Annotated in this window: 22 protein-coding genes; 19 read left to right on the top strand and 3 right to left on the bottom strand. The window is 34.1% G+C overall.

What is annotated here, in order from left to right:
- Position 1 precedes the first annotated feature (1 nt).
- From asnS to EG2_RS10005, 14 genes are all read left to right on the top strand, one after another.
- A complete protein-coding gene (gene asnS / locus EG2_RS10070; protein ID WP_005472233.1) occupies positions 2-1,300 on the top strand; it encodes an asparagine--tRNA ligase in 1,299 nt (432 codons plus the stop codon).
- A gap of 297 nt (positions 1,301-1,597) precedes the next feature.
- Positions 1,598-2,371, top strand: a complete 774-nt coding sequence (locus tag EG2_RS10065; protein ID WP_060814653.1) for a glycosyltransferase family 2 protein — start codon at positions 1,598-1,600, stop codon at positions 2,369-2,371.
- Positions 2,371-3,195 (top strand): glycosyltransferase, encoded by an 825-nt coding sequence (locus EG2_RS10060; RefSeq protein WP_060814651.1) that lies wholly within the window; start codon positions 2,371-2,373, stop codon positions 3,193-3,195. Before EG2_RS10065 ends, EG2_RS10060 begins: the two co-directional genes overlap by 1 nt.
- Complete coding sequence (locus tag EG2_RS10055) at positions 3,192-3,896, top strand: glycosyltransferase family 2 protein (RefSeq protein WP_060814649.1); 705 nt, start codon at positions 3,192-3,194, stop codon at positions 3,894-3,896. The genes EG2_RS10060 and EG2_RS10055 overlap by 4 nt, the downstream gene beginning before the upstream one ends.
- Positions 3,897-4,004: 108 nt before the next feature.
- Positions 4,005-4,871, top strand: a complete 867-nt coding sequence (gene rfbA, locus EG2_RS10050) for a glucose-1-phosphate thymidylyltransferase RfbA (RefSeq protein WP_060814647.1) — start codon at positions 4,005-4,007, stop codon at positions 4,869-4,871.
- Positions 4,872-4,885: 14 nt separating this feature from the next.
- Positions 4,886-5,458 (top strand): dTDP-4-dehydrorhamnose 3,5-epimerase, encoded by a 573-nt coding sequence (gene rfbC, locus EG2_RS10045; RefSeq protein ID WP_029487002.1) that lies wholly within the window; start codon positions 4,886-4,888, stop codon positions 5,456-5,458.
- Positions 5,459-5,470: 12 nt separating this feature from the next.
- A complete protein-coding gene (gene rfbB, locus EG2_RS10040; RefSeq protein ID WP_060814645.1) occupies positions 5,471-6,499 on the top strand; it encodes a dTDP-glucose 4,6-dehydratase in 1,029 nt (342 codons plus the stop codon).
- 45 nt (positions 6,500-6,544) lie between these two features.
- Positions 6,545-7,396, top strand: a complete 852-nt coding sequence (gene rfbD / locus EG2_RS10035; RefSeq protein WP_060814643.1) for a dTDP-4-dehydrorhamnose reductase — start codon at positions 6,545-6,547, stop codon at positions 7,394-7,396.
- 16 nt (positions 7,397-7,412) lie between these two features.
- Complete coding sequence (locus EG2_RS10030; RefSeq protein WP_060814641.1) at positions 7,413-8,579, top strand: nucleotide sugar dehydrogenase; 1,167 nt, start codon at positions 7,413-7,415, stop codon at positions 8,577-8,579.
- Between the two features lie 207 nt (positions 8,580-8,786).
- Positions 8,787-9,587 (top strand): ABC transporter permease, encoded by an 801-nt coding sequence (locus EG2_RS10025; RefSeq protein WP_060814640.1) that lies wholly within the window; start codon positions 8,787-8,789, stop codon positions 9,585-9,587.
- A 1-nt stretch (position 9,588) separates the two neighbouring features.
- Positions 9,589-10,833 (top strand): ABC transporter ATP-binding protein, encoded by a 1,245-nt coding sequence (locus tag EG2_RS10020; RefSeq protein ID WP_060814637.1) that lies wholly within the window; start codon positions 9,589-9,591, stop codon positions 10,831-10,833.
- Positions 10,834-10,866: 33 nt separating this feature from the next.
- Positions 10,867-13,938, top strand: coding sequence for a rhamnan synthesis F family protein (locus EG2_RS10015; protein WP_060814635.1), 3,072 nt, complete (start codon positions 10,867-10,869; stop codon positions 13,936-13,938).
- A complete protein-coding gene (locus tag EG2_RS10010) occupies positions 13,938-15,509 on the top strand; it encodes a DUF2142 domain-containing protein (protein WP_082709551.1) in 1,572 nt (523 codons plus the stop codon). Before EG2_RS10015 ends, EG2_RS10010 begins: the two co-directional genes overlap by 1 nt.
- A gap of 13 nt (positions 15,510-15,522) precedes the next feature.
- Positions 15,523-16,767 carry a glycosyltransferase family 4 protein gene (locus EG2_RS10005; protein WP_060814634.1) on the top strand — a complete coding sequence of 415 codons (1,245 nt, stop codon included), beginning with the start codon at positions 15,523-15,525 and terminating at the stop codon, positions 16,765-16,767.
- A 1,130-nt stretch (positions 16,768-17,897) separates the two neighbouring features.
- Here EG2_RS10005 and EG2_RS09995 read toward each other — a convergent pair.
- The 3 genes from EG2_RS09995 to EG2_RS19600 all read right to left on the bottom strand — a co-directional run bounded on the left by EG2_RS09995 (position 17,898) and on the right by EG2_RS19600 (position 21,776).
- On the bottom strand, positions 17,898-19,595 hold the full coding sequence (locus tag EG2_RS09995) for a glucosaminidase domain-containing protein (RefSeq protein ID WP_139243308.1): 1,698 nt from the start codon (positions 19,593-19,595) through the stop codon (positions 17,898-17,900).
- Positions 19,596-19,960: 365 nt separating this feature from the next.
- On the bottom strand, positions 19,961-20,656 hold the full coding sequence (locus tag EG2_RS19605) for a sulfatase-like hydrolase/transferase (RefSeq protein WP_060814628.1): 696 nt from the start codon (positions 20,654-20,656) through the stop codon (positions 19,961-19,963).
- Complete coding sequence (locus EG2_RS19600; protein WP_060814626.1) at positions 20,640-21,776, bottom strand: alkaline phosphatase family protein; 1,137 nt, start codon at positions 21,774-21,776, stop codon at positions 20,640-20,642. The genes EG2_RS19605 and EG2_RS19600 overlap by 17 nt, the downstream gene beginning before the upstream one ends.
- A 235-nt stretch (positions 21,777-22,011) precedes the next feature.
- Between EG2_RS19600 and EG2_RS09980 the strand changes: the two genes are divergently transcribed.
- From EG2_RS09980 to EG2_RS09960, 5 genes are read left to right on the top strand one after another with little or no spacing between them, the layout of a single operon-like run.
- A complete protein-coding gene (locus EG2_RS09980; RefSeq protein WP_060814624.1) occupies positions 22,012-22,800 on the top strand; it encodes a glycosyltransferase family 2 protein in 789 nt (262 codons plus the stop codon).
- Between the two features lie 20 nt (positions 22,801-22,820).
- Positions 22,821-23,546, top strand: coding sequence for a glycosyltransferase family 2 protein (locus EG2_RS09975; protein WP_060814677.1), 726 nt, complete (start codon positions 22,821-22,823; stop codon positions 23,544-23,546).
- 1 nt (position 23,547) lies between these two features.
- Entirely contained in the window at positions 23,548-23,904 is a 357-nt protein-coding gene (locus tag EG2_RS09970) for a DUF2304 domain-containing protein (RefSeq protein ID WP_029486989.1), read from the top strand.
- Positions 23,901-24,998: a glycosyltransferase gene (locus EG2_RS09965; RefSeq protein WP_060814622.1), complete on the top strand. Its 1,098-nt coding sequence runs from the start codon at positions 23,901-23,903 to the stop codon at positions 24,996-24,998. Before EG2_RS09970 ends, EG2_RS09965 begins: the two co-directional genes overlap by 4 nt.
- Complete coding sequence (locus tag EG2_RS09960) at positions 24,995-25,993, top strand: glycosyltransferase family 2 protein (RefSeq protein WP_071870136.1); 999 nt, start codon at positions 24,995-24,997, stop codon at positions 25,991-25,993. The genes EG2_RS09965 and EG2_RS09960 overlap by 4 nt, the downstream gene beginning before the upstream one ends.
- Positions 25,994-26,004: the final 11 nt, after the last annotated feature.

Here is a 26,004-nt window from a genome sequence, read left to right as displayed (position 1 = left end):
TGTGGAATCTATTCAAATTTTAGATGCAAAAAAACATGTTGGCGAAACAGTACAGATTGGTGCTTGGGTCGCAAACAAACGATCAAGTGGAAAAATTGCCTTTCTGCAATTACGTGACGGTACCGCATATTTTCAAGGTATCGTGGTAAAAACTGAAGTGGGCGAAGAAGTCTTTCAGCTTGCCAAAAACTTAAATCAAGAAACGGCAGTTCTAGTAACTGGTGAGATTCGTGAAGATAGCCGTTCGAAATTTGGCTACGAAATCGGTATCAGTGGCATTGAAGTAGTGGGCGAAAGCCATGAATACCCAATCACACCGAAAGAACACGGCACCGACTTCTTGATGGATCATCGCCATTTATGGCTACGTTCTTCAAAACAACATGCCATCATGCAGATCCGTAACGAAGTGATTCGTGCTACCTATGAATTTTTCAATAATAATGGCTTTATCAAAATTGATCCACCAATTTTGACAGGGTCTGCACCAGAAGGAACAACGGATCTTTTTGAAACCAACTATTTTGATCAAAAAGCATATCTATCTCAATCTGGTCAATTATATATGGAAGCTGCAGCTATGGCGTTTGGTAAAGTCTTTTCATTCGGACCGACTTTCCGTGCAGAAAAGTCTAAAACGCGTCGTCATCTAATCGAATTCTGGATGATCGAGCCGGAAATGGCTTTCATGCATCAAGAAGAAAGCTTGGAAGTACAAGAACAATACGTTGCTTTCCTTGTACAAAGCGTTTTGGACAACTGTGATTATGCATTAGATGTTTTAGGCAGAGATCGTGCCATCCTTGAAAAGTATACGAAATTACCATTCCCTCGTATTTCTTATGATGATGCCGTAGAACTATTGCAAAAAAATGGCTTTGAGGACATTCAATGGGGAGACGATTTTGGTTCGCCACACGAAACATTTATTGCGAACTCATTTGATCAACCAGTCTTTATTCTTAACTATCCAAAAGCTATCAAACCTTTCTATATGAAACCACATCCAACAAGAGATGATGTAGTGATCTGTGCAGATATGATTGCACCAGAAGGCTATGGGGAAATCATCGGTGGGTCAGAACGGGCCACAGATTATGAATTCTTGCTAGAACAAATCCGTAACCACGGATTAGATGAAAATGAATACTCTTGGTATTTAGATCTTCGCAAGTATGGCTCAGTTCCACATACCGGTTTTGGTCTAGGTCTTGAACGAACCGTTACATGGTTATCAGGTATCGAACACGTGCGTGAGGCCATTCCATTCCCACGCTTATTGAATCGTATTTATCCATAGGGGATATTAAAATTGCATGAATATCTCACTAAGAGTAGACAGATCCAGCTAGAAATTTTATCTAGCTGGTTTTTTCTCGAATTAAGAGTAGATGAAAAGACAAATCATTTTAGCCACCTTTAAGAATTGAATATTCAAGTTTCTGTCTATGAAAGCAATGAAAAAGGAGTTTTTAAAATATGTTTTTCTTTGCAGGTGTCACTTATTTTGACCTATCTTTTTTTAACTCGAGGGATATGTTATAATAATCCACTGACTAGCATTTTAAATACTATTAGAAATAAGGACAATTCAAAAATGGACAAAACAATCATCAGTATTGTAACTCATAATAGCCGCGATATTTTTAAGACGCTAGATCAGCTAGGTATTGCCATAGCTGATGATCCGCGCTTCGAGGTGAAAATATTCGATAATGGCTCTGATTCAGAATATATTGCCAAACTACAACAGTATTCATTTGTTACTGTTGTTCAAGCTTCTGATAACTTAGGGTTTGGGCATGGACACAATCAATTATTGATGCATGCGACTGAAAAATATGGAATTATTTGTAATCCTGATATTCTTGTGTCAAAAAATTCCTTAGATGGCTTATTAAAAAGAATTCAAAATAATGATGCAGCAATAGTTGTGCCTCAAGTTCTAAATGAAGATGGTACCATTCAGCATCTTGTAAGAGAACGATTGGCTGTATTTGACTATTTTTTGCGTTTTGTCCCATTATCTTGGGTAAAGAAAGTTTTCAGAAAACGTCTATTTAATTATGAATGCCAAAATCTTCCCCAAGACAAAACAAGTTATATTCGCATGGGATCCGGTTGTTTCATGCTAATTGACATTGAGAAATTTAAAGAGATTGGTGGATTTGATGAACGCTTTTTTATGTACTTTGAAGACAATGATTTATGTCTAAGATATGAAAAAGCTGGTTATCGAATTTTATACACTCCTTTTGAAAAAGTTGTTCATCTGTATGGAAAAGGAGCGCACAGAAGCTTTAAACTTTTCTGTGTCTTTATGCAGTCAATGACGAAGTTTTTTAATAAATGGGGTTGGAGGTTTTTTTAATGAATCGATTGTTTGTGACAGTCGTTTTGTACGAAAAAAAATGGCAAGAAGTACTCGCTGCACCGCTGTTAGAAAACGCAATTTACAATAAAAAAATTCAGCTATTGATATATGATAATAGCAAAAAAAAACAAGAAGACGATTTTTTTTGTCATTCAGAAGTGACCTATGTACATGATAAAACTAATTCTGGGCTAGCAGAAGCTTACAACAAAGGGTTTTCTTTAGCAAAAGAGGATGATCTACTCCTTCTCTTGGATCAGGATACGGTTTTTACTGAGGCGTATTTGGAGCTGTTACTTAACCAACCTCTAGATGCTACAATAGGAGCAATCGTTCCTTTGGTTTTTAGCCAAGGGAAACAAATTTCGCCAGTCATGTCTGATCGTTATATCAATAGAAAGTTAGTCTATCCAGGCGTAGGCAGAAAAACAGTCCGTCTAATGGCAATAAATTCTGGAACTGCATTGTCTATAAAAGCTCTAAGAAAAATAAACGGTTTTAACCGAAATTTTCCACTTGATTTTTTAGATCACTGGTTATTTTATCGCCTTTATCAAGAAGAGTACGCTATTTTAGTGACAGAAGAAATAATAGAACATGATTTATCTGTGATGCATTATCAATCGATGACAAAAGAAAGATATGACCAAATCCTTAAGAGTGAAACTTACTTCTATCGTGAGTATGATAAAGATAAACAAAAGGATCATCAGAAACAATTATTTTTTCGCACGATCAATCAACTTTTGTCAGTAAAAAAACGTCCATTTTATCGCAGAACATGGGCGGAATATCGCTCATTTAGAAAGGGTCAATCATGATTTCAGTTTGTGTTGCCACTTATAATGGGGAAAAATATCTAAAAGAACAATTAGACAGCATTTTACAACAACTATCAGAGACAGATGAGTTGATTATTTCAGATGATCGATCCTGCGATAACACCAAAAAAATTCTTGAAAGTTTCCACACAGATAAAAGGATCAAAATAATCGATGGTCCTCAAAAAGGTGTTATTAAAAACTTTGAGAATGCAATTCTACATGCAAAAGGGGACATTATTTTTTTGGCAGACCAAGATGATGTTTGGTTTCCCAATAAAGTGGCTCAGACAAAAAAAATATTTGAAGAGGATAAAAACTCTTTAGTGGTTATTTCGGATTTGGTTATTGTTGATAAGGATCTTGTACCAGTTGAAGATTCTTACTTTGCGTATCGAAATGTTCAAACTGGTTTTTTTAAGAATATTTTAAAAAACAAATACATTGGTGCTGGTATGGCTTTTCGTAAGGAACTCAAATCAGCTATTCTGCCATTTCCCAAGGCAATCCCTATGCATGATATGTGGATCGGAGTGATGGCTGGAAATCGGGTTAAATTACTTCATGAACCATTGACGTTGTATCGCAGACATGGAGAGAATACGAGTGAAATAAGTACAACTGCTTCATTCAAACAACAATTTCGCTGGCGATGGGCACTAATTTCTAGTATAGTAAAAAGGAAAATTTTCGGTAAATAAAAATTACATTTTTGTTTCATTATTTTGAATCAAATGACAAAGTATTGTAGAAATGAGATAATGCTTTGGTGGGAAAATCAGTAAATATTTAAATAAGGAGAGTTCATTATGAAAGGGATAATTTTAGCAGGTGGTTCAGGAACACGCCTTTACCCATTAACAAAAGCAACTTCTAAGCAATTGATGCCAATTTATGACAAACCAATGATTTATTACCCAATGTCTACATTGATGTTAGCAGGCATTAAGGAGATTCTGATTATTTCAACTCCGCAAGACACCCCTCGGTTTCAAGAATTATTTGGCGATGGAAAGGATCTTGGCTTACAAATTGAGTATGCTGTCCAACCTAGTCCTGACGGCTTAGCACAAGCTTTTATCATCGGAGAAAAATTTATCGGAAATGATAGTGTCTGTCTAGTTTTAGGCGACAACATTTATTATGGTGGCGGACTATCTAAAATGCTTCAACGTGCGGCAAGCAAAGAAACAGGAGCTACCGTATTTGGTTATCATGTCAATGATCCAGAACGTTTTGGAGTAGTTGAATTTGACGAAGACATGCATGCATTATCAATTGAAGAAAAGCCAATGCAACCTAAATCGAATTATGCAGTGACTGGGTTATATTTTTATGACAACGATGTAGTTGAAATCGCCAAAAATATTAAACCTTCCGACCGTGGAGAATTAGAAATCACTGATATTAATAAGGTTTACCTTGAGAGAAATAAATTATCTGTTGAAGTCATGGGAAGAGGATTTGCTTGGCTAGATACAGGTACCCATGAAACTTTACTCGAAGCATCCACATTTATTGAAACGATCGAAAAACGTCAAAATCTTAAAGTTGCCTGTTTGGAAGAAATTTCCTTCCGTATGGGCTACATTACCAAAGATCAATTGCTTGCTTTAGCTGAGCCATTGAAAAAAAATCAGTATGGACAATATTTATTACGACTAGCCGCTGAATAAAAGGAGCAACTTAGATGAAAGTAATGGATACAAATTTAACAGATGTAAAATTGATTGAAATGGACGTGTTTGGAGACCATCGTGGCTTCTTTACAGAAAGCTATTCAAAAGAGAAATTTGCGGAGCAAGGAATTGATTATGAATTTGTACAAGACAATCATTCTTTATCAGCGGAAGCTGGTGTGTTAAGAGGATTGCATTTTCAAAAAGGAGAAGCTGCTCAGACGAAATTGATTCGTGTAGTAACTGGAGCTGTTTTGGATGTAATCGTAGATATTCGTAAGGGAAGTCCTACCTATGGTAAATGGGAAGGTTACTTATTAACGGAGCATAATCACCGACAATTGTTAGTTCCAAAAGGGTATGCTCACGGTTTTGTAACTTTGACACCCAATGTGAATTTCATGTATAAGTGTGATAACTATTACAATGCTCCTGCAGATGGGGGAATTGCATTTGATGATCCAGATTTGGCGATTGATTGGCCAATCGACGTTAAAAAAGCGATTTTATCAGAAAAAGATACAAAGCATCCAACTTTAAAAGAGTTTGAGTCAGAAAATCCCTTTGTTTATGGTGAAATCTAAGGAGTGAACGCTATGAAAAAAATCGTTGTAACTGGTGGAGCTGGGTTTATCGGTTCCAACTTCGTACATTATGTGATCAATAATCATCCTGACGTCTATGTGACAGTTCTAGATAAATTAACTTATGCGGGAAATGAAAACAACTTAAGCGGATTACCAAAAGAACGGTTTGAGTTAGTTGTAGGAGATATCTCGGATCATGATTTAGTAGACAAACTTGTGCAAGATACCGACGCCGTTGTTCACTATGCAGCAGAGTCTCACAATGATAATTCATTAAAGGATCCGTTTCCTTTTGTTCAGACAAATATCATTGGCACCTATACATTGATTGAAGCGTGTCGCAAATACAATGTAAGGTATCATCATGTTTCAACAGATGAAGTGTATGGGGACCTTCCGTTGAGAGAAGATCTTCCTGGCCATGGAGAAGGGGAAGGAGAAAAATTTACAGATAAAACACCGTATAACCCTTCAAGTCCATACTCATCGACTAAAGCTGGCTCTGATTTGTTAGTGAAAGCATGGGTACGCTCTTTTGGCTTACAAGCAACTATTTCAAACTGCTCAAATAATTATGGACCTTATCAGCATATAGAGAAGTTTATCCCTCGTCAAATTACTAATATTTTGAGTGGAATCAGACCTAAACTTTACGGAGAAGGTAAAAATGTCCGGGATTGGATTCATACGAATGACCATTCATCAGCAGTTTGGGCGATTTTAACCAAAGGACGAATTGGTGAGACTTACCTAATTGGCGCGGATGGTGAAGAAGATAATAAAACAGTGATTGAATTGATTTTAGAATTGATGGGTCAGCCAGCTGATGCTTATGATCATGTTAAGGATCGTCCTGGACATGATTTGAGATACGCAATTGACTCAACCAAATTAAGAAAAGAACTTGGGTGGCAACCTGAATTTACCAATTTCCGAGACGGTCTAGCCGACACAATTAACTGGTACCGGAATAATGAAGATTGGTGGATGACTGAAAAAGAAGCAGTCGAAAAGAATTATGCCGCAAATGGTCAATAATGATAAGCAGGGCAACCTGCTTTTTTTGAAGGGATGGATATATTTATGATATTACTAACTGGTGGAAATGGACAACTTGGTACTGAGTTGCGACATTTATTAGATGAAAAAGGTATTTCTTATATTTCAACAGATGCTCAAGAAATGGATATCACGGATGAAAAAGCAACACTTTCATTTATTCAAAAACTAAAACCAACACTCATTTACCATTGTGCAGCTTATACAGCCGTTGATAAAGCGGAAGATGAAGGTAAGGATCTTGATGAAAAAATCAACGTAGATGGCACAATAAACGTTGCTAAAGCAGCAAAATCTGTGGGGGCAAAACTAGTCTATATCAGCACTGACTATGTTTTTGACGGGACAAAAAAAGATGGTGTTTATAAAGAAAATGATACACCAAATCCTCAAAATGAATATGGACGTACAAAACTTTTAGGAGAACAAGCTGTTGAAAGTATTTTAGACGAATATTATATTATTCGAACATCATGGGTGTTTGGAAAATATGGACACAATTTTGTATTCACGATGAAACGTTTAGCAGAAACACATCCAAAGCTGACAGTTGTTAATGATCAATTTGGTCGTCCTACATGGACTAGGACTTTAGCCGAGTTCATGGTGTATATTGTTGAAAAAGACGCTGATTATGGCGTTTATCATTTGTCAAACGACAATAGCTGTTCTTGGTATGAATTTGCCAAAGAGATTCTTAAAGAAACTGAAGTTGAAGTTGTACCAGTTACTTCAGATGAATATCCACAAAAAGCAAAACGACCACAATATTCAGTAATGGATCTTACTAAAGCTAAAAATACAGGTTTTGTGATTCCTACATGGGAAGAGGCATTGTCTGAAATGGTTGCATCTATAGATAAACAAGAAAACTAGAAAAAGAGGGATCACGATGAAAGTTTCTGTTTTTGGTTTAGGGTATGTAGGATTAGCAAATGCCTTATTGTTGGCACAAAACGAAGAAGTAGTTGCTTATGATATCGTTGATGATAAGATTGACCAATTACAAAAAAGAATATCCCCCCTTGAGGACAAAGAAATCCATGAGTTTCTGGCTAGAACAGATTTGGAAGTTGACTTCACTAAAGATATTAACAAAGCTGTTTTGTTTGGTGATGTTTTGATTATCGCTACACCGACAGACTACGATGAACATAAAAATTATTTTGACACGTCAACTGTGGAAACAGTCATCGAAAAAGCTTTGGAATTACGTCCAGAAGCCGTGTTCATTATCAAATCTACTGTGCCTGTGGGGTATACTTTAGATGTTCAAAAACGATTTAATACAAAGAATATCCTGTTTTCACCAGAATTTTTACGTGAAGGGAAAGCATTGTATGATAATTTGCATCCTTCACGAATTGTTGTGGGGGAACGCAGTGATCGAGCAAAAGACATTGCAGATATGTTTAAAAGAAATGCACGGGAAAACAGTGTTTCAGTGCTTTTAACGAATCCAACAGAAGCTGAAGCAATCAAATTGTTTTCGAATACGTACTTAGCATTACGGGTTGCCTACTTTAACGAGCTGGACACGTATGCAGAAGTAAGAGGACTAGATTCACGACAAATTATTGAAGGTGTCGGTTTAGACCCTAGAATTGGTTCCCACTACAATAATCCGTCTTTCGGCTATGGTGGCTATTGTTTGCCTAAAGATACGAAACAATTGCTTGCTAACTATGATAAAGTTCCTAATAACATTATTCAGGCAATCGTGGATGCTAATACCACCCGTAAAGACTTCATTGCGGAACAAATCCTTGATCGCCAGCCAAAAGTTGTAGGAATCTATCGATTGACAATGAAAGCCCACTCAGACAATTTCCGCTATTCTTCTATTCAAGGAATTATGAAACGTATCAAAGCACATGGAATCAAAGTTGTTGTATACGAGCCTTCTTTAAAAGAGAAAACCTTCTATAACTCTGAAGTGATTGATGACTTTGACTCATTTAAAAGTATTTCAGATGTGATTGTAGCAAACCGTATGGAAGATGTGCTGCATGATGTAGAAGATAAAGTATACACAAGAGATTTGTTTGAAAGAGATTAAAACTTGGAGAAAAAGGAGGCCAAATTTCATTTGTTGAATGCGGCTTTCTTTTTTGTCTTGAGGGTCATTTTAAAAATTAAATTTTTTTCTCAATTCTTGAAATGGTCCGGTAGAGGTTGAGAAAGACTTTAATGTCGAGTATACTTTTTAAGGATAGCTTTGAAAAGTTTTACCGTAAAAAAGACTAGTGGAACTTTAAAGGAGAAAATGATGTTCGAGCGTAGAAATAGAATTTTATTGAAAGAATTAGTTAAAACAGATTTTAAATTAAGATATCAAGGAAGCATCATGGGCTATGTATGGTCGGTATTAAAGCCATTAATGTTGTTTACAGTAATGTATGTGGTCTTTGTGCGTTTTCTTAAATTTGGACAAGATGTACCACATTTTGAAGTTGCATTACTACTAGGAACAGTTTTGTGGAGTTTTTTTAGTGAAACGACAAATTTAGGAATGTCCTCAATCGTTACCCGAGGTGACTTGCTTAGGAAGTTAAGTTTTCCCACGCATATAATTGTGATTGCTGTATCGATCAATGCATTGATTAATTTGGTGATCAGCTTAGTTATCGTCTTATTGTTTGCTCTTATCAATGGAGCAGATATTTCAATCTATGCTTTTTTAGCACCGTTTCTTTTGATTGAGTTATATGCCTTTTCTTTAGGTGTTTCTTTTATTTTGGCAACTATCTATGTTCGCTTTAGGGATATTGGACCAATTTGGGAAGTTGTGCTACAAGCTGGATTCTACATCACACCGTTAATTTATCCAGTGACATTAGTTATGAATATGGACGTTAGGATTGCAAAATTATTGATGATGAATCCCATGGCTCAAATTATTCAAGATATGCGACATATTTTAACGAGCCCAAGTAATATAACGGTTTGGCAGCTAGTCAATACGAGTTGGATTGTCGCCATCCCATACATCCTGCCATGGATAGTTTTAGTTGCAGGATACTTGATTTTTAACAAAAATTCGAAAAAATTTGCGGAGATTATTTAATATGAATAATGAAATAGCGGTTAAAGTAGATCATATAGGAAAATCGTTTCGCCTTCCCACAGAGAGCACAACGAGTCTAAAAAGAACTATTGTTAATTATTTTAAGGGAATCAAGGGATATAACGAACAGAGAGTATTGAGAGATATTTCCTTTGAGGTAAATAAGGGAGACTTCTTTGGTATTGTAGGAAGAAATGGTAGTGGTAAATCCACACTATTAAAAATCATTTCCCAAATTTACACACCTGAGAAAGGATCAGTTGAAGTCAACGGAAAACTTGTATCTTTCATTGAGTTAGGTGTAGGGTTCAATCCGGAGCTTACAGGAAGAGAAAATGTTTATTTAAATGGAGCAATGCTTGGTTTCTCTGAAAAAGAAGTAGATGAAATGTATTCCGATATTGTTGAATTTGCGGAATTATCGGAATTCATGAATCAAAAGTTAAAGAATTATTCCAGTGGCATGCAAGTCCGACTGGCATTTTCTGTAGCTATTCAGGCAAAAAGTGATATTCTCGTATTAGATGAGGTACTGGCTGTTGGAGATGAAGCATTTCAAAGAAAATGCAATGACTATTTCATGAAAGCCAAAGATGAAAAAAAGACCATTATTCTAGTTACTCACTCTATGGAATCAGTCCGTAAATATTGCAATAAAGCAATGATGATTGATAAAGGCGAAGTGAAAATTATCGGTACTCCAGATGATGTTGCCAATCAATATTCTTTAGATAATGTAACTCAAACTGGGGCATCTACAGTTATTGAAAAAGAAGAGGTTGTTGAAGAAGTAAATGAGGTTGAAGCAGAAAGCAAAGAAGCAGAACCAATCCAAAATTTCACAGTAGAATTGCTATCTGATGAAATGCTTACTGATAATAATAGAGAAGTAGAATTTTTGATTTCTTATGAAGTTCTACAAGATATGGAGACGTACGTAGCATTTTCTTTGACGGATATTGATCGTAATATATGGATGTACAATGATAATTCATATGATGAGATGACTAAAGGCATTGGGGAAAAGACATTTAAATATTCGTGTAACTTAAATCACATCAATGAATGTAAATTACGCTTAGGCGTTTCGATCAGAAATTCTTCAGATGAGCCATTTGCTTTTTCTGATCATGAAAATTCGCCGATAATTATTGTATCTCCAAGAAAAAATCGATCAAAGAGTGAGCGCATTGCTTCTAGCGGTATTTTAACAAGTAATGGAAAATGGCAACATCTTGGTCAATGAGAAAAAACTACTTAAAGAAAAAGGTGAATCGTTTTGGACCCATTAGTTTCTGTGATTGTAACTTGCTATAATCATGATAAATATGTTAGACAATGTCTGGCAAGTGTGTCTTCCCAAACGTATAAAAATTTAGAATTATTGATCATAAATGATGGGTCGACAGATAACTCCGATCATATTATCAAAAATTTTTTAGCTCAAGTTTCATTGAAGTACAATTATCTTGTGCAAGATAACAGTGGTGTTTGTGTGACAAGAAACAAAGGCCTTGAAAGAGCATCAGGGGATTACATTTTATTTGTTGATAGTGATAACTATCTTGACAATGATTATATTGAAAAGCTAGTTGAGGTTGCTGAAAAAGAAAAAGCAGATATTGTTTACACAGACCTCGTTAATGTTGACAATGGTGAAATTTTCATGGAAGCTAAGCCTTTTCAAGTAGAGGATTTTTTGGCTAGTAATTTCATTGATAATTGTTCATTGATTCGAAAAAAAATTGTTGGAGACTTAACCTATGATCTAGCTTTAAACAGAAAGAAATTAGTTGATTATGACTTTTTTATGAGATTAATTCTTACTAACCACGCAAAGGCTGTGAAATGTCAGTCTACTAAACTTAATTATCGTGTATTGGAAAAGTCAATTTCCAGAAAAGGACAGCACGGAACTGAAAAGTTTTATTATGAGATTTATTTGTATCTTTTGAGTAAACATCAATTGCAATACCCTGATTTGGTTATGTCGGCAATTAAGAAAAACATTATGCAAATAGAAGATCGATATGATGAGTTGCTCAATCATTTGGGTGATTTGACTGAATATATTCATAATCAAAATAAGGATAACGAATTTTTGATATCAGAAATTTACGAGATAAAAAAATCTTTTGAAAAAAAAGCCCATGAAAATCAAATGCTAGCTGAGCAATTAAATGAAGAGACTCTTGAGAAAAATGAGTTGAAAAACCAAAATGCTTCTATGACACAATTAGTTCAATTATTGGAAGCGGACAAGCAAGCAATCATCTCTTCAAAATCTTATAAAATTGGTAATTTTTTTGTGAAACCATTTAGTTACGGATTAAAATTAATAAAGAACCCTAGAAAAGGTAAGGTTCTTATTGTTAAAGTCAAACAAAAGATTCTCTTGAAACTAAGGAAAATACCTAGTTTGAAGTTCTTATTTTTGTCCAATAAAAGAAAACTAGCTCGAAAAAAAAATAACTACGAGAATCCTAAAAGAGCTTTGATTTATGTCATTTATGAAAGTCAAACTCACTTGCAAGACTATAAAACTATCTTCCTTTCTTCATTAGCGCAACTATCTGAGAAAGTATTAATCGTGGTGAATGGGGAACTACCTGACTCTGATTTAGAAAGACTACGTCAATTCGGCGAAGTTAGTCTTCGGTCTAATGAAGGATATGATACAGCTGCCTTCAAACATGGTATTAAGTATCTAGGAGAAAAGGAATTAAAGAAATATGATGAATTGTTGTTAGTGAATGACACGAATGTTGGTCCTATATCAGATTTATCAAGTGCTTTAAAAAAAATGGCTACCAAAAATCTTGATTTTTGGGGAATCTCATATGGCGAAGAGCAACCTGATTTTACCAAATTTAACAAGTACGGATATATTCCGCTTCATTTACAGTCCTATTTTTTAGTGATTGAGAAATCATTGTTTCATGATCCTTCTTTTTATGACTATTGGGAAAATCTTGGCGACACAAACTCAAGAGAAAAAGCAATCGGAAAACATGAAACGGTTTTTACAAAATATTTTAGCGATCTAGGATTTAAGCATGGTGCGTTAACTGAAAATAATACGGACAGTCCAATGTATATCCACCCGTTACAAATGGTTAAAGAGGGAGTACCCATTATTAAATATACCGCGTTTGCGAATTATACAGATGAAAAATTTGCATGGCAAGGACTAAAGCGAAAAACAGAAATACCAGAACTAATCGAGTATATAAAAAGTGAAACAGATTATCCTATCACAGTTATCAACCAAATTATGGAGGATGTCAAAAATAAAAAGCATAAAGAGCATATCCTTATAATAGACGGTGTCGAAAACGCTATACCGCAGTTAACCAAGTATCGTGTACAAAATAAGGTAGAACAACTAATAAACTTAGGTTTTGATGTCTGGCATGTTAACCTATCTACTTTTCAGATGGGTTTGGCGGAACACGCAAGCCATATTATTATTTATCGCGCACCTTACGATGATCGATTAGTAGAATTAATTCGTTTAGCAAGAAAGTACCATAAGCCTGTTTTATACGATATAGATGATTTAGTGATTGATACGAAATATACGGATCAGCTTACCTATGTCCAAAATCTTTCTAAAGTAGAGAAGAACAACTATGATAGTGGAGTTATTAGTTATAAAAAAATGATGCTATTATGTGATGGAGCTATTGCGTCAACAGGAAGTCTGAAAAATGAGTTGTTCAACTATCAAAAAACCGTTTTACTTAACCGTAATCTTGCAAATCAAGAGTTAGTAAAACTGAGTCAAGCAGCGATAAAAAACAAAACACACAATAATGAGAAAGTAAAAATTGGGTATTTTTCTGGATCAATCACTCATAATGAAAATTTTGAGTTAATAAAACCAGCTATTTTAAAAATTTTAGAAATATATCCTCAAGTAGAATTGCATTTAGTTGGACATTTAGACATTCCAAAAGAAATGGAAAAATTTGATTCTCAGCTTGTTATTCATCCATTTGTTGATTGGAAAGAACTGCCCAAATTGATTTCAGAAATAAATGTGAATTTAGCTCCTCTAGTCCAATCTGTTTTTAATGAAGCAAAATCAGAGATCAAATGGCTGGAAGCAGCTTTGGTTCAAGTGCCTACTTTAGCAAGTGACATCGGAGCTTTTAAAGAGATGATTATAGATCATGAAACTGGATTTTTAGCAAAAGATAATGAATGGTTTGAGAAGCTGGAAAGAATGATAAATGATACTTCTTTCAGAGAACAAATCGGTAAAGCGGCATATGAATTTGTCTTGAAGAATTGTTCAACGGAAGGTCAGGAAGATGAATTGAGTATGTTTTTAAGGAGAAAGTGTTAATGTCAATATTAAAGAAAAATTTTATTGAACTAAAGAAAAATACTAAACTGGTTCTTTTATTTCTTTTTATTCTCTTAATGGCCCAGTTTTTATTGCAGTATAAAGAGACAATTTGGCCTAAGACGTATATGCTTATCGGAAGTATAGCGGGATTATTTTTACTAACTTTCTCACGATTGAGAAATGAAAAAAAGATAGCATTCAATGCTTTTTTACTAATTTTTATCATTGGAACATTGAATGCTATTATTTTACCCGTTAGGCAAAATTTAGATGAAAATACTCATTATTATCATGCTCTTGAAGTTGCTGATGGAAAGATTAGAAACCAGACAGACGAAAAAAATTTCCTTATGATATCTCCTGATTTTTTAGGAATAACAAAATTACCAAGTAAACCAGAATATGGAAATGATATAAATACTAATATTTATAATGAAGAATTTATGAAGATGGAATCTATTTCTTCCACCTATAAAGATGAATGGTTAAAAAAAAGTGGCTTTAATAATCCAGCATACTTACCGAGTGCCTTAGGAATCACAATTGGTCGATTGTTCTCAAATAGAGTTTCTATTCATTATTATATGGGTCGTATTTTTAATGTTTTGTTTTATGCTTTATTGGCTTTTTTTGCAATAAAAATAAGTAAAAGGTATAAATTGGCCCTTTTTGTGGTAGCCACTACACCTTTCGCTGTATGGATTTCGTCAGGTTTTACTTACGACAACCTATATTACGGTCTAGTATTGTTAATTCTCGCTCAGTTTACTAATTTTTTTGTAGCTGAAGGAATAATTAAGTTGAAAAAAATTGCATTATACATGCTAACATGTTTTGGCTTGATTTTTTGTAAGGCCCCTGTCATTTTATTAGCTGCGTTGCCAATATTTATTCCATTAAAGTATTATGATAAGAAAAATGATAAAATATATACTGTTGTAGCAACTTTTCTATGTTTCTTATGTGGCTTTCTATGGTTAATCAATGGGAAAGTATTTCAAGTATTCACCGGTACAATTTCGGCGAGTGTTAGTAATTCAGAAGGTAGCGAGAATGTTCTTTCGTATTTATTAACTCATATCGAATATACAGTAACATTATTTCTAAGGTCTTTTTCTGATGTCATTGCTTCAATAGGTTACTTCTTAAAAAATCCCCAACCATTTTTGATGGCTAGTGAAACAACGGGGTTTATAAATTTTATTGTTTTTACAGTTTTGATAATATTGTCATCAATGCTTGTGAAAATTTCTTTGCCCAAAGTAACAGTTAGACTTTCTTTAGCAACTTTCTTTGTTATTCTAGTAGGCACGATTTTTGCAATTACTGGAGACCCGAGAGTTTTTTCATTGGGTGATTTAAGAGTGCCTGGTGTTCAAGGAAGATATCATTTTTATCTGTTAGCTTTCTTGCCATTGCTCTTATCCCCGCTTATTAATAAACTAGAGTTTAAAAAAGTGGATTTGATAAGCAATAGATTGGAGACGCAAATAACAATTTTTTGTATGAAAGCTGTTTATATAATTGCATTTTTGAATTCTTGTGTAGCTATATATGGCTATTTATAAAAAGGAGAAATTAATGAAAAATGTTATGTTCATTTCACCAACAGGCACGATGGACAATGGGGCAGAGATCTCAATATTTAACTTAATGAAATACTTGTCAGACCAAGGAAATCAAGTTGTGAATATCGCGCCAGTTTCTGGTGTTGTCTCTGAAAATGATTATTCAAAATTATGTAAAGAAAACGGAATTAACTGTTTTTTAGTACCAAATCAGCGATGGTGGTGGGAGGATGCTCCGGGCATGTTATTTGGTACTGATGAACAACGAGCAACTTCTTTTAGAAGCAATATTTCATTTATTTCAGAAAAAATAAATGAGTTTGATATAGATCTTGTTGTTACAAATACTGTAAATATGTTCCAAGGAGCTATCGCAGCTGCAATCGAGGAAATTCCTCATATATGGTTAATTCATGAGTTTCCAGAAGATGAGTTTAGATATTATAAAAGTAAGATGGATTTTATTAATGATTATGCAGATGAAATTTATGCAGTAAGAGGAAAATTAAAAGATCGTTTGTCGGAACTTTTTAAAAAGGAAGTAAAATCCTTTGCACCCTACACGGAGCTAAAAACTGTAAAATTAAAGGAAGCCACAAAGCATAGAATTGTTTCAGTAGGGCGGATTAATGAAAGAAAAAATCAATTAGAGTTGATCAAAGCATATAGGAGATTGGATAAACAAGATATAGAATTAGTATTTATTGGAGCTTGGGATGAACCATACAAGAAAATATGTCTTGATTATATAAAAAAATATCATTTAAATAATATTACTTTTATGGGTAACGTAGCAGATCCGTGGGAGTATGTGACAGATAAAGATCTTTGTGTATTCTCATCCTCAATGGAGACATTCGGTTTAGTTTATGTAGAAGCGCTATTAAACGGTGTTCCAGTTGTTTTATCAGATAATCCAGGGCACTTATCTGCATTTGATTTTTTTGACCATGGATGTGTCTATCCACTAGGAGACATTGAAAGATTGTCTCAGCTTATTGAAGAAAGACTTGAAAACTATGATTTGTATAAAAGCGAGACAGTCAATTTCTCAGTAGAGGCCCAAGAAAGATACCAGATTTCTTTTGTTTATCAAGAATTGATTGAATCAATATACACAGTTTCGACTTCTTTGAAATCTATTCGGCATTTGAAAAATCTACTAACATTAAATGAAAGAAAAAGTAAATTAGCTCAGCTTGAGTTTCGTATACGAAATTTTTTACAAAGAGTCAAGTATAAAATAAAGAAGCACTAGACGTATGATTAGTAAACTTTATTGAAGATAAGAGATTTGTCTAGAGTAAACCTTAAAACTATAGGTGAAATATGATTTAAACTGAAACAGAATGAAAGAATTTCTGTTTCAGTTTTTTTGTGTTCTTATTAATCAAAATGAGTAGGAAAGGATTTGATCTTGCTAGAAGCATTGGCATTGAAACATATTTCACAAGATTCTAACTAATCTTATTCTAGATTGATTAGCTGAAGTTTTGACGCAACTAGCTGCACTTAGGAGTATCGGAAAATGAAAGCGACAAAAAGGCTTTACTAATTCTGCAAAACTATCCTGCAAGGTGATACCACAAGAATATGAATTTCCAAAACGTTTAGAAAAAACTGACGAATCATCATCCTCGTCTCACGCATCGCGGTAATCGCAACAGTTTCTCAAAGGTAGGACATTCATACGAATGAAAGAAGAAAGATTTCATGACTTGTAGTTGGTGGCTGAAACCTGTACGCAATATGTGTTAAAGCGTGAATGATATCAAAATCCATTAAATACTAAAGTCTTGCTCTTTTTATGAACAAATTGAATCGGATAAGGAATTCAATCTGGTTGTCATTGCACGTTCTGGATCACAAAAAAATTTTTGCTGATGGAAGAATGATTATTCCTAACAGAAAAAATATGATTGAAAAAATTTGTTGTAGAATTTATTTTCGATTGGCTGAGTATTTGTTTCGGCATGGCTTATTCTCATATTCTAGAGCAAAAAAAGCAAAGTCCATGGTTGGGCTCAAATTTGATGAAATTGGCGTTGTGGAAAATTAAACAGCTTTCTTGCATATAAAAATAGCCTTTCTCAGAAATCTTCTAGAAGATTTCTGAGAAAGGCTATTTTTATATTAGCGTTTACTTAAGTCACCATTTTAACTAAGGGGCTGTGCCATAAGTCTCCTACAAGTAACACTATCCGAATAATATATTATTGCTCCTGCGGTGCAGTGGCTCCTCGTCGCAAAAGTCAGAGGAATCTATCCTAGCAATAGTATATTATTCGGTTTAACTTGTTGGATGATGACTTATGTCCCAGTCCCAATAGAACAGACTCGATAGTGAATCAACTATATAAAGATTTATTGCGGGAAAAACATTAATAATTAATCAAAATCGTATAATCTCCAATTGGAAATCAAAGTATTCAATTTGGTGCCATAATTAGGATCTGTTGCATAAGTATTGGTTAGAGCTTTAGTGGCATCTTTAAAAGATGATGTATTTTCACGCCAAACACCTTGATAGCGCAACGAGTCCCAACTAACACCATTTCGAATACGTTTCGAATATCCTTGAGCAGAATTTTGAAAGTCCTTATATTTTGAAAAATCTGCAATAACGTTATAATAGATGCCATTTTCTTCATCCCATTCTTGTGTTTCAGATGGATATATCCCAATTGCATCTTCATTATTACGATATTTTAAGCCAAAATAATTTTGAGCATTTTTTGCTAGAGCACTGGTCCCGTAAGAAGATTCTAAACAAGCTTGGGCAAGCAAAACAGAGGGGTATAATTTATATTTTTGACCAAGCTCTCTGGCTGTCGAGATATGTTCGTTAATAAAATCTGCTTGTTTTGGGGTAGTTCCTAAAGAAGAATCGGCTTTTACTTTCCCGTAAAAGGCGATATTTCCATTGTTGCTAGATAGAGCAGGGAGGTTTTTCGCTTGTATCACGATTTGAATAGCTTCCATTCGATAAGCTAGTCCCAGACTTCCACTGGGCTCATCATTTTGGGTCCATTCAGTCCAGCCTTTCTTTTGAATATGCGTTCGGTAATAGATATCATAGGAAGTTGCAAGTTCTCCTGTCAGACGAATTTGGATCGCTTCTAAACGCTTTGATTCACCTGAAGTACCTGCAAAGCCACCATTTGAGTGATAAGGTTGCCATCCATAAGATTGAACATGCACTCGATATTCTATACCACCACTTAATAAAGGATCAAAAACAGCTAGTGAAATACCTTCCATACGTTTTGCAATACCTGTTGTTCCTCCAGAAACATTTAAGATACCTGATGTTGATTTATTACCTTGTGATTGAATATGAGTGAAAAGGCTTAATTTTGGTAAGCTTGCATAAAAAGGATTGTCTATTTTACCAGGTGCAGGATTGTTTTTAGCAACAATAGAGACTTGAAGAGATTCAATTCTTTTAGCTATAGAAGCAGTTCCGGCAGGCTCACCATTGGATGCCCAATCTAACCATCCTAATGTTTGAACATGTACACGATAATAAATATCGTATTTTTTTTCGAGCTCTTCGGATAGCCTTATTTTGATTGCTTCCAATCGTTTTCCTTGTCCAAAAGAACCTGCCACTTCTCCGTCAGATACATATTCTTGCCAGCCATAACTTTGAACATGCGCAGAATACTCGATTTTACCTCCTGTAACAGACAATGAAAGAGCTTCCAATCGTTTGCCTTCTCCTATTGTACCAGCAGATACAACACTACTAGCAGAGGTTTCTTGCCAGCCATAGCTTTGAATATGACTTGATAATTTTATTAGTGGAAGTGTAGTTGCTAAGTCTTCCTTCTCTGTACCGTCAAGACTGCTCTCCCCCATTATGTGTGTATTCCGTGTTTCTGTTGTTCCATGAGTTGAATCTTGAACTTCAAAATCAGTTGACTTGTTGATTCCATTCTCTGATCCTTGTTCGATCGATTCACTACTTATAGTTTCTAAATCAGAATTATTAAGTGGTGGGCTGAGGCTGTCTTCAGAAGTAGCACTTTGTTGTTCGACAAAACTACTCTCACTTTCGGCAAATATGAGATAAGGTAAATTCAAATTAATAAAAAGGATGGAGAGAAGAGGTAGATAAAAATGTTTTCTTTTCAGTTAAATCACTCCTACTATTTTTTTTAATAATAACATACATTGTGGAGTAAACGAAAATTAATTTCAGATAAATAAACCGTTTTCTACTTTTTAAAATAAGGCCTCAGCTATTGAATTATCACCGCACTCAATAAAATGGATTTTAATGATAAAAAAGAGATTGCTAGAAATAAATTCTTTTATTAGGTAGATTTTATTTCTAGCAAATATGAACTATTGGATATAATAAATTCAAATCAGAATTGATGATTAAAAAATTACAGTTAAGTTCTTTTATAAATTAATCTCAAAGTATACTTCCTAAAAATTTTAAATTAGTTCTTAATTTCAAGATCTGAACCTTGCATGATTTTTTGATTGTAATAGGAAGAATTTTTACTCAGCTCGTTTTTAAAGGTATCGATACCTAGTTGCTCCATTAATGTCTTTTTATCAGAAAAAAGATTTGTTCCTAGTCCCAATCTATCACCTTCTATTGTCACACCTAAAGAAGCGAGTGTTGTTGGGAAAAAATCCAATGTAGAAAAAGCTCTTTTTTGCCTGTTTTCGGTAGAGATTGGGGCATTAAGAAATAGATTAAATACTGTCCGTTCATAGCTCTCATTGACAGAAGCAAAAAAATTAGGGTCCATACTTAAGTGATCACCTGTTATGACGATAGTCGTATTGTCATAGAATGGTTGTTGTTGAACCCATTCGATAAAACGACTTATTAATTCATCAGAGTAATGAATGACGTTACTATATTGTTTATCAAATAGAACTGGAGTGTCAGCGGTCATAAGTCCATCAGGAAAGTGCGTATCAGCAGTTAAAAGTGTGACATTAAATGGTTGCTCAGAAGAAGCCATCTCATTAATGGTTTCTTTGGTAAATTCAAAAAGTTTTTCATCCTCAAACCCCCACCATACTTTGTAATCATCTGGAATCCATTCTTTTTCTACTGCATAATTGTAATCTCTAATCTCATAGTTACCGTGTTGTGAATAAAATTTATCTCGCCCCCCCAAAGCTAGCGTCAGATCCCATTAAAATTGCTTGATTATAGCCTTGTTCGGCCAAGATTGTTCCTATAGAAGTCAATCCGGGCATAAAACTGGTAGTATTCCCATATTCATTCTCGTTGTAACCGCCAGTTACTTTTAGAGGAACTCCAGCACTCTGAGCAACCATCCCACCAACTGTAAAGCCAACACCAGGAACTTGAATAGCGCCCCCTAGGTTATTTTGATGTGAAAAGTTGATACCATTTTCAGTTTGTGCTAGTTCTGATAGATGAGGTAATAAATTTTCCTCTTGTATCCCACCCAACTCTTTTGAAAGATAAGTTGATTCAAGTGATTCAACATATATATATATAAGATTTCTTTTTTGTGAAGGAAAGGTAATTTTCACATCATGTGGATCAGTAAAATAATCCTCATAAAGAGTTGATTTTTCAAAAAAATATGCTTTTAATTCGCTATAACCTATCGTAGATACCCCAGCTAGTATACCTGTACTCATTATTATGAGGCTAACGATAGTTAAGCAGATATTTTTCTTTGAGGAGAGGGTATAAAAGCTTGTATCTTTGTTGGACCAAACAAAAAGAAAGAAGATACGATACAAAAAAACGATTAAAAACGAAAGTACAACGGCATTAAGTAGAGGACCAAGAATAAAAGTATAAATTTGTCCAGCATCAGTTCCAGTCAAAGGCTGCGACAATGTATATAGTATTTCATCAATTCCTACATTACCAAAAAAATTTTTTGTCCATAAAGCACTTTGATAAACAAGAATTCCACTAAAGGTCAATAACCCCATAAAAGAAAAAATAGCCGTAATCAAGATAAATGACTGAACTGATTTATATGTGTAATGAGTGGTCTTATGAAAAAAGAAATATAGCAAGTATAATCCAACTGCTATTGCAAGACTCACACCGTAAACTTTCAATGAATAATCTTCCAACGATAATGACAACAAGTTTGCGCGCAACTTGGTTAAACCAAGTGATCTAGAGATAAAAGCTGTTAATGAAATCTGGAAAGCTGTCAGTACCAATGAACGTGTTAATCTTAGAATAAAGAACTCATCCCTATATGTTAATATAAGGACTGAAAATAATATCAAAGAAACATACATAATATTCCTCCATCAAAAATAGTATTAGATAAATTATACAACAAGTTAACATATAACGTAAAAAAACTTCAAGCATTTCGCTTTTTTTGAGGAAAATAAATATTAGATTTTTAAAGTTGTGAAAGGAAATTAGAAGTTTCTGGATTATCAGTTGAGAATTGTCAGAATGTCGAGTATAATTTTTTAAGATTGGTTATAGTATATTTAAAATTCAAGTGGTTTAAAGGAAGAAAAAATGCATACACATACATTTATTATTTGCGCATACAAGGAGTCCCCTTTTTTGGAAGAATGTATTCAGTCTTGTATGAATCAAAGTAGTGTGAAGAAGCAAATTTCTCGAATTGGTCTTTACACAAGCACGCCCAATAGTTATATTCAAAATCTTGCGGAAAAATATTCTATTCCGATGTACACCAAAAAAGGTGGAAGTATTGGGAGGGATTGGAATAATGCTTTAAGTTTTGTTCAGACAAAGTACGCTACGATCGTTCACCAAGACGATATTTATTTAAAAAATTATGGGGAAGAAATTCTTAAAACGTTTGAATTAAATAAAACAGCCACCATTGTTTTTACCGATTATGAAGAAATTGATGGAAATGGTGAGATTAGGAATCGATCAATTAATCTTAAAATAAAAACTTTTGGGCTAAAAATGATGGACTTAATACCAATCAAGTGGTATCAAAGAAGAATTTATGCATTTGGAAACTTTATTTGCTGTCCTGCTGTTTCCTATAATTTAGATTTGTTAAAAAACTTCAAATTTAATGAAAATATGCGAATGGCCGTTGACTGGGATGCATGGGAAAGAATCATGAAGCTTCAAGGGAAAATTTGTTTTATTCCACTTAAAGAGATGCATCATAGAATTCACGAGGATTCAGAAACAACAGCAACCACTGTTGACAAGACAAGAGAGCTTGAAGAGTTTGAAATGTATCAGCGTTATTGGGGTAAAGGTATCGCTAAGATCTTAATGAAATTCTATGTCCATAACCAAAAAAGCAATCAATTATAGGAAAAGTAAGGGTGTATAGCGTGAGTCCGAGAATATTATTGATTATTCCAGCATACAATGAAGAAGAAGGGATCCTAGAAGTAGTTACTAAAGTTGAAGAGTATAAGAAAAAGTCACCTTATCAGCTAGATTATATCGTAATTAACGATGGCTCCACAGACAACGAGGAAATCGTGCTTTTAGAAAACGACATCCATCATGTGGAGTTAGTTAATAATCTTGGCATCGGCGGAGCTGTTCAGACGGGATACCTTTATGCTCTTGAAAAAAATTATGATATTGCAATTCAATATGATGGAGACGGACAACATGATGTCGAAAGCATTCCTTTGTTAATTGAACCAATTATTCAAGACAGAGCAGATTTTGCTGTAGGTTCAAGATTTGTAGAGGATAGCGAATCGACATTTAAATCTACTGGCGCAAGGCAGCTAGGTATCAAAATATTGTCCAGTCTTATTTTTATGTTAACAAAAATAAGAATTAAAGATGTCACCAGCGGGTTTCGTGCTGGTAACCAGAAGGTGATTAAGCAGTTTGCCCAAAGATATCCAAGTCAGTATCCAGAACCAGAAAGTTACATGCATTTACTTGCAAAAAACATACGTGTCAAAGAGGTTGGGGTAAGAATGTTTGAACGAGCAACTGGACAATCTAGTATTAATTTATTTGACTCTGTTGCTTATATGGTCAATGTGTCTCTGTCTATTTTGATTGCATCGCTCATAAAAAAGGAGGAGTCGTAAGATGCCATTTCAACTGCAAATTATTGCTATCCTCTTATCTATTGGATTTTTTGTATTGACCATTTACTTAATTAGGAAAGATCACGCAGAAGTACGTCAAATGAATAAGTGGCTTTTTTTGGGGATAGTGATGCTGCTCGCTGCATTTTTTCCAAAAATAGGAACAAAAATTGCTCACTTTTTTGGGATAACCACACTAACTTCACTAGCACTATACAGTCTAACTGCATTTCTTTTATTTATCACGTTAACAACTAGTATAACTTTGATAAAGACTCAAAGGCAGGTTAAAACATTGACACAGCAACTATCTTTTCTAAAAAAGGAAATAAGAGAATTGAAAGAAGGAAAAAAATGAGAGGCATCTATTTTTCCCAAGACCTGTCCCATGCTGGTGGAATCGAGAAAAAAATATTTCGACAAATTGAAGAATTTGAAAATCATGGCTTTACGATTTGCCGCCAAATAAATCCTAAACGAAATATTGGTCACTTGTTTCTTAATCTAGTTCCTTTTGTTTCAAAACAATACTTTGTAGAAAAAGGCATTGATTGGACAAACTATGATTTTGTTTACTTAAGAAAAAGTGCTGTATTAGATAAGAGTGTGATTGATCTGTTAAAGGAAATAAAGACAGTAAATCCGCATATGAAAATTATTTTGGAAATTCCTACATATCCTTATATCAACGAATTTAAAGGAATAGTGAAGTGGGACATTCAACTAAAAGAAAAAATTTGGACTCCAAAACTAAAAAAATATATTGACCGGGTTATCACATTTTCTGATGATGAAGAAATCTTTGGTATTCCGTGTATTAATCTTTCTAACGCTTATGATTTTAGTCGCCCAATTAATCAATTAGAAAAAAAAGATCAATCTCTTCATCTTTTAGGCGTTGCTGCGCTTTGCTTCTATCACGGATATGATCGTGTAATTCTAGGTATGGATAAATACTATAATTCCATTGGAAAAAAACGTGATGTAATTTTCACTATTGTAGGGGACGGTCCAGTATTAAAAGACTATGAAAAGATGGTAACACGGTTTCATTTAGAAGACAAAGTGAAGTTCATGGGAAGAGTTGACTTTTCTGAGCTCGATGAGTTCTATCGAAACGCTGATATTGGTATTGATTCGCTCGCAAGACATCGTTCAGGAGTGACGTATAACAGTAGTCTGAAGGGAAAAGAATATTTAGCCAAAGGATTACCAATTCTTTCCGGTGTTAAGACAGATTTAGATGGTCGGAATTTGCCTTTTTATTATCGAGTACCAGGCGATGATACGCCAATTGATATAGCAGATTTGATTGAATGGTATAGTCAATTGGTTAATGATTCAACAAAAGCTGAATTAAGTAAAAAAATTTTTGACTATGGTAAAAATCATTTTAGTTTTGAGCAAACATTTGCCCCAGTAATTGATTATTTAAGAGGTGCAAAACAATGAGTAGTAAAATTAGTATAATAGTACCTGTTTATAATGCTGAGCAATATTTATATGACTGTATTATTAGTCTCTTACAACAAACATATGAGAATATTGAAATTATTATTGTGGATGATGGTTCAACGGATCAATCGTATCATATCGCTAAAGATATCAAAGAAAAAAATCATTCTAAAGATATTAAGCTGATTAATAAAAAAAACGGTGGTCAATCAAGTGCCAGAAATTTAGGAGTTTCTATTGCTAAAGGTGACTATATTGCTTTTGTAGACAGCGATGATTTTATAACTCCGATTTATTGTGAGGAACTAATGAATGCTGTGAAAAAATTTGATACGCAAGTTGCTATGTGTAAATTTACTAAGGATCAAAACGAACTAAATCAATCGAAGATTATTGAGCCATGTTTGCTTGAAGGAACGTTTTTGGAATTAATTGATAAGTTATACGGCTCTGACTTTCCAGCAGTTTCGCCAACTGTCAAGCTATATGATTCTAGTTTGTTCAAAGAGATTAGCTTTTCGGAAGGGATTATTTATGAAGATGGCCTGTTTTTCTATGAACTGATGGATAAAGTTTCTAGTATTTCGTTAGTGGATAGCAAAAGTTATTATTATAGAACAACTGAAAATTCAACGCTAACAAGTTCAATCGATGAAAAAAATTTTGATGTCATCAAAAAAAATGAACTTACAGAAGCTTTTTTTAAAGTCAAACATCCTGAAGCATTAGGACATTTTTACCAAAAAGCCTTAAATCTCAACGATTTTATTGCAGTTAAATGCATTCGAGACAAAACACCTTTGGCCAAGGAATTAATAAAAAAAATTTTTATGATGAATCAAGTTTATTCAAAGAATAAGGGCATGCGAAGTTTCCTTTACAAAAATTATTACCTATACAGTATCTTTCTTAGCATCATGAGCTATGTTTACGTCAATGATGAGAATGGAAAAAAGAATGTAGTTGCAAAACTGATTAAAAAAATTATCTAGTTAAATAGGAA

Source organism: Enterococcus gallinarum NBRC 100675 (assembly GCF_001544275.1).
Lineage (GTDB): Bacteria > Bacillota > Bacilli > Lactobacillales > Enterococcaceae > Enterococcus_D > Enterococcus_D gallinarum.
This window is presented reverse-complemented; position numbering and strand designations above follow the sequence as displayed.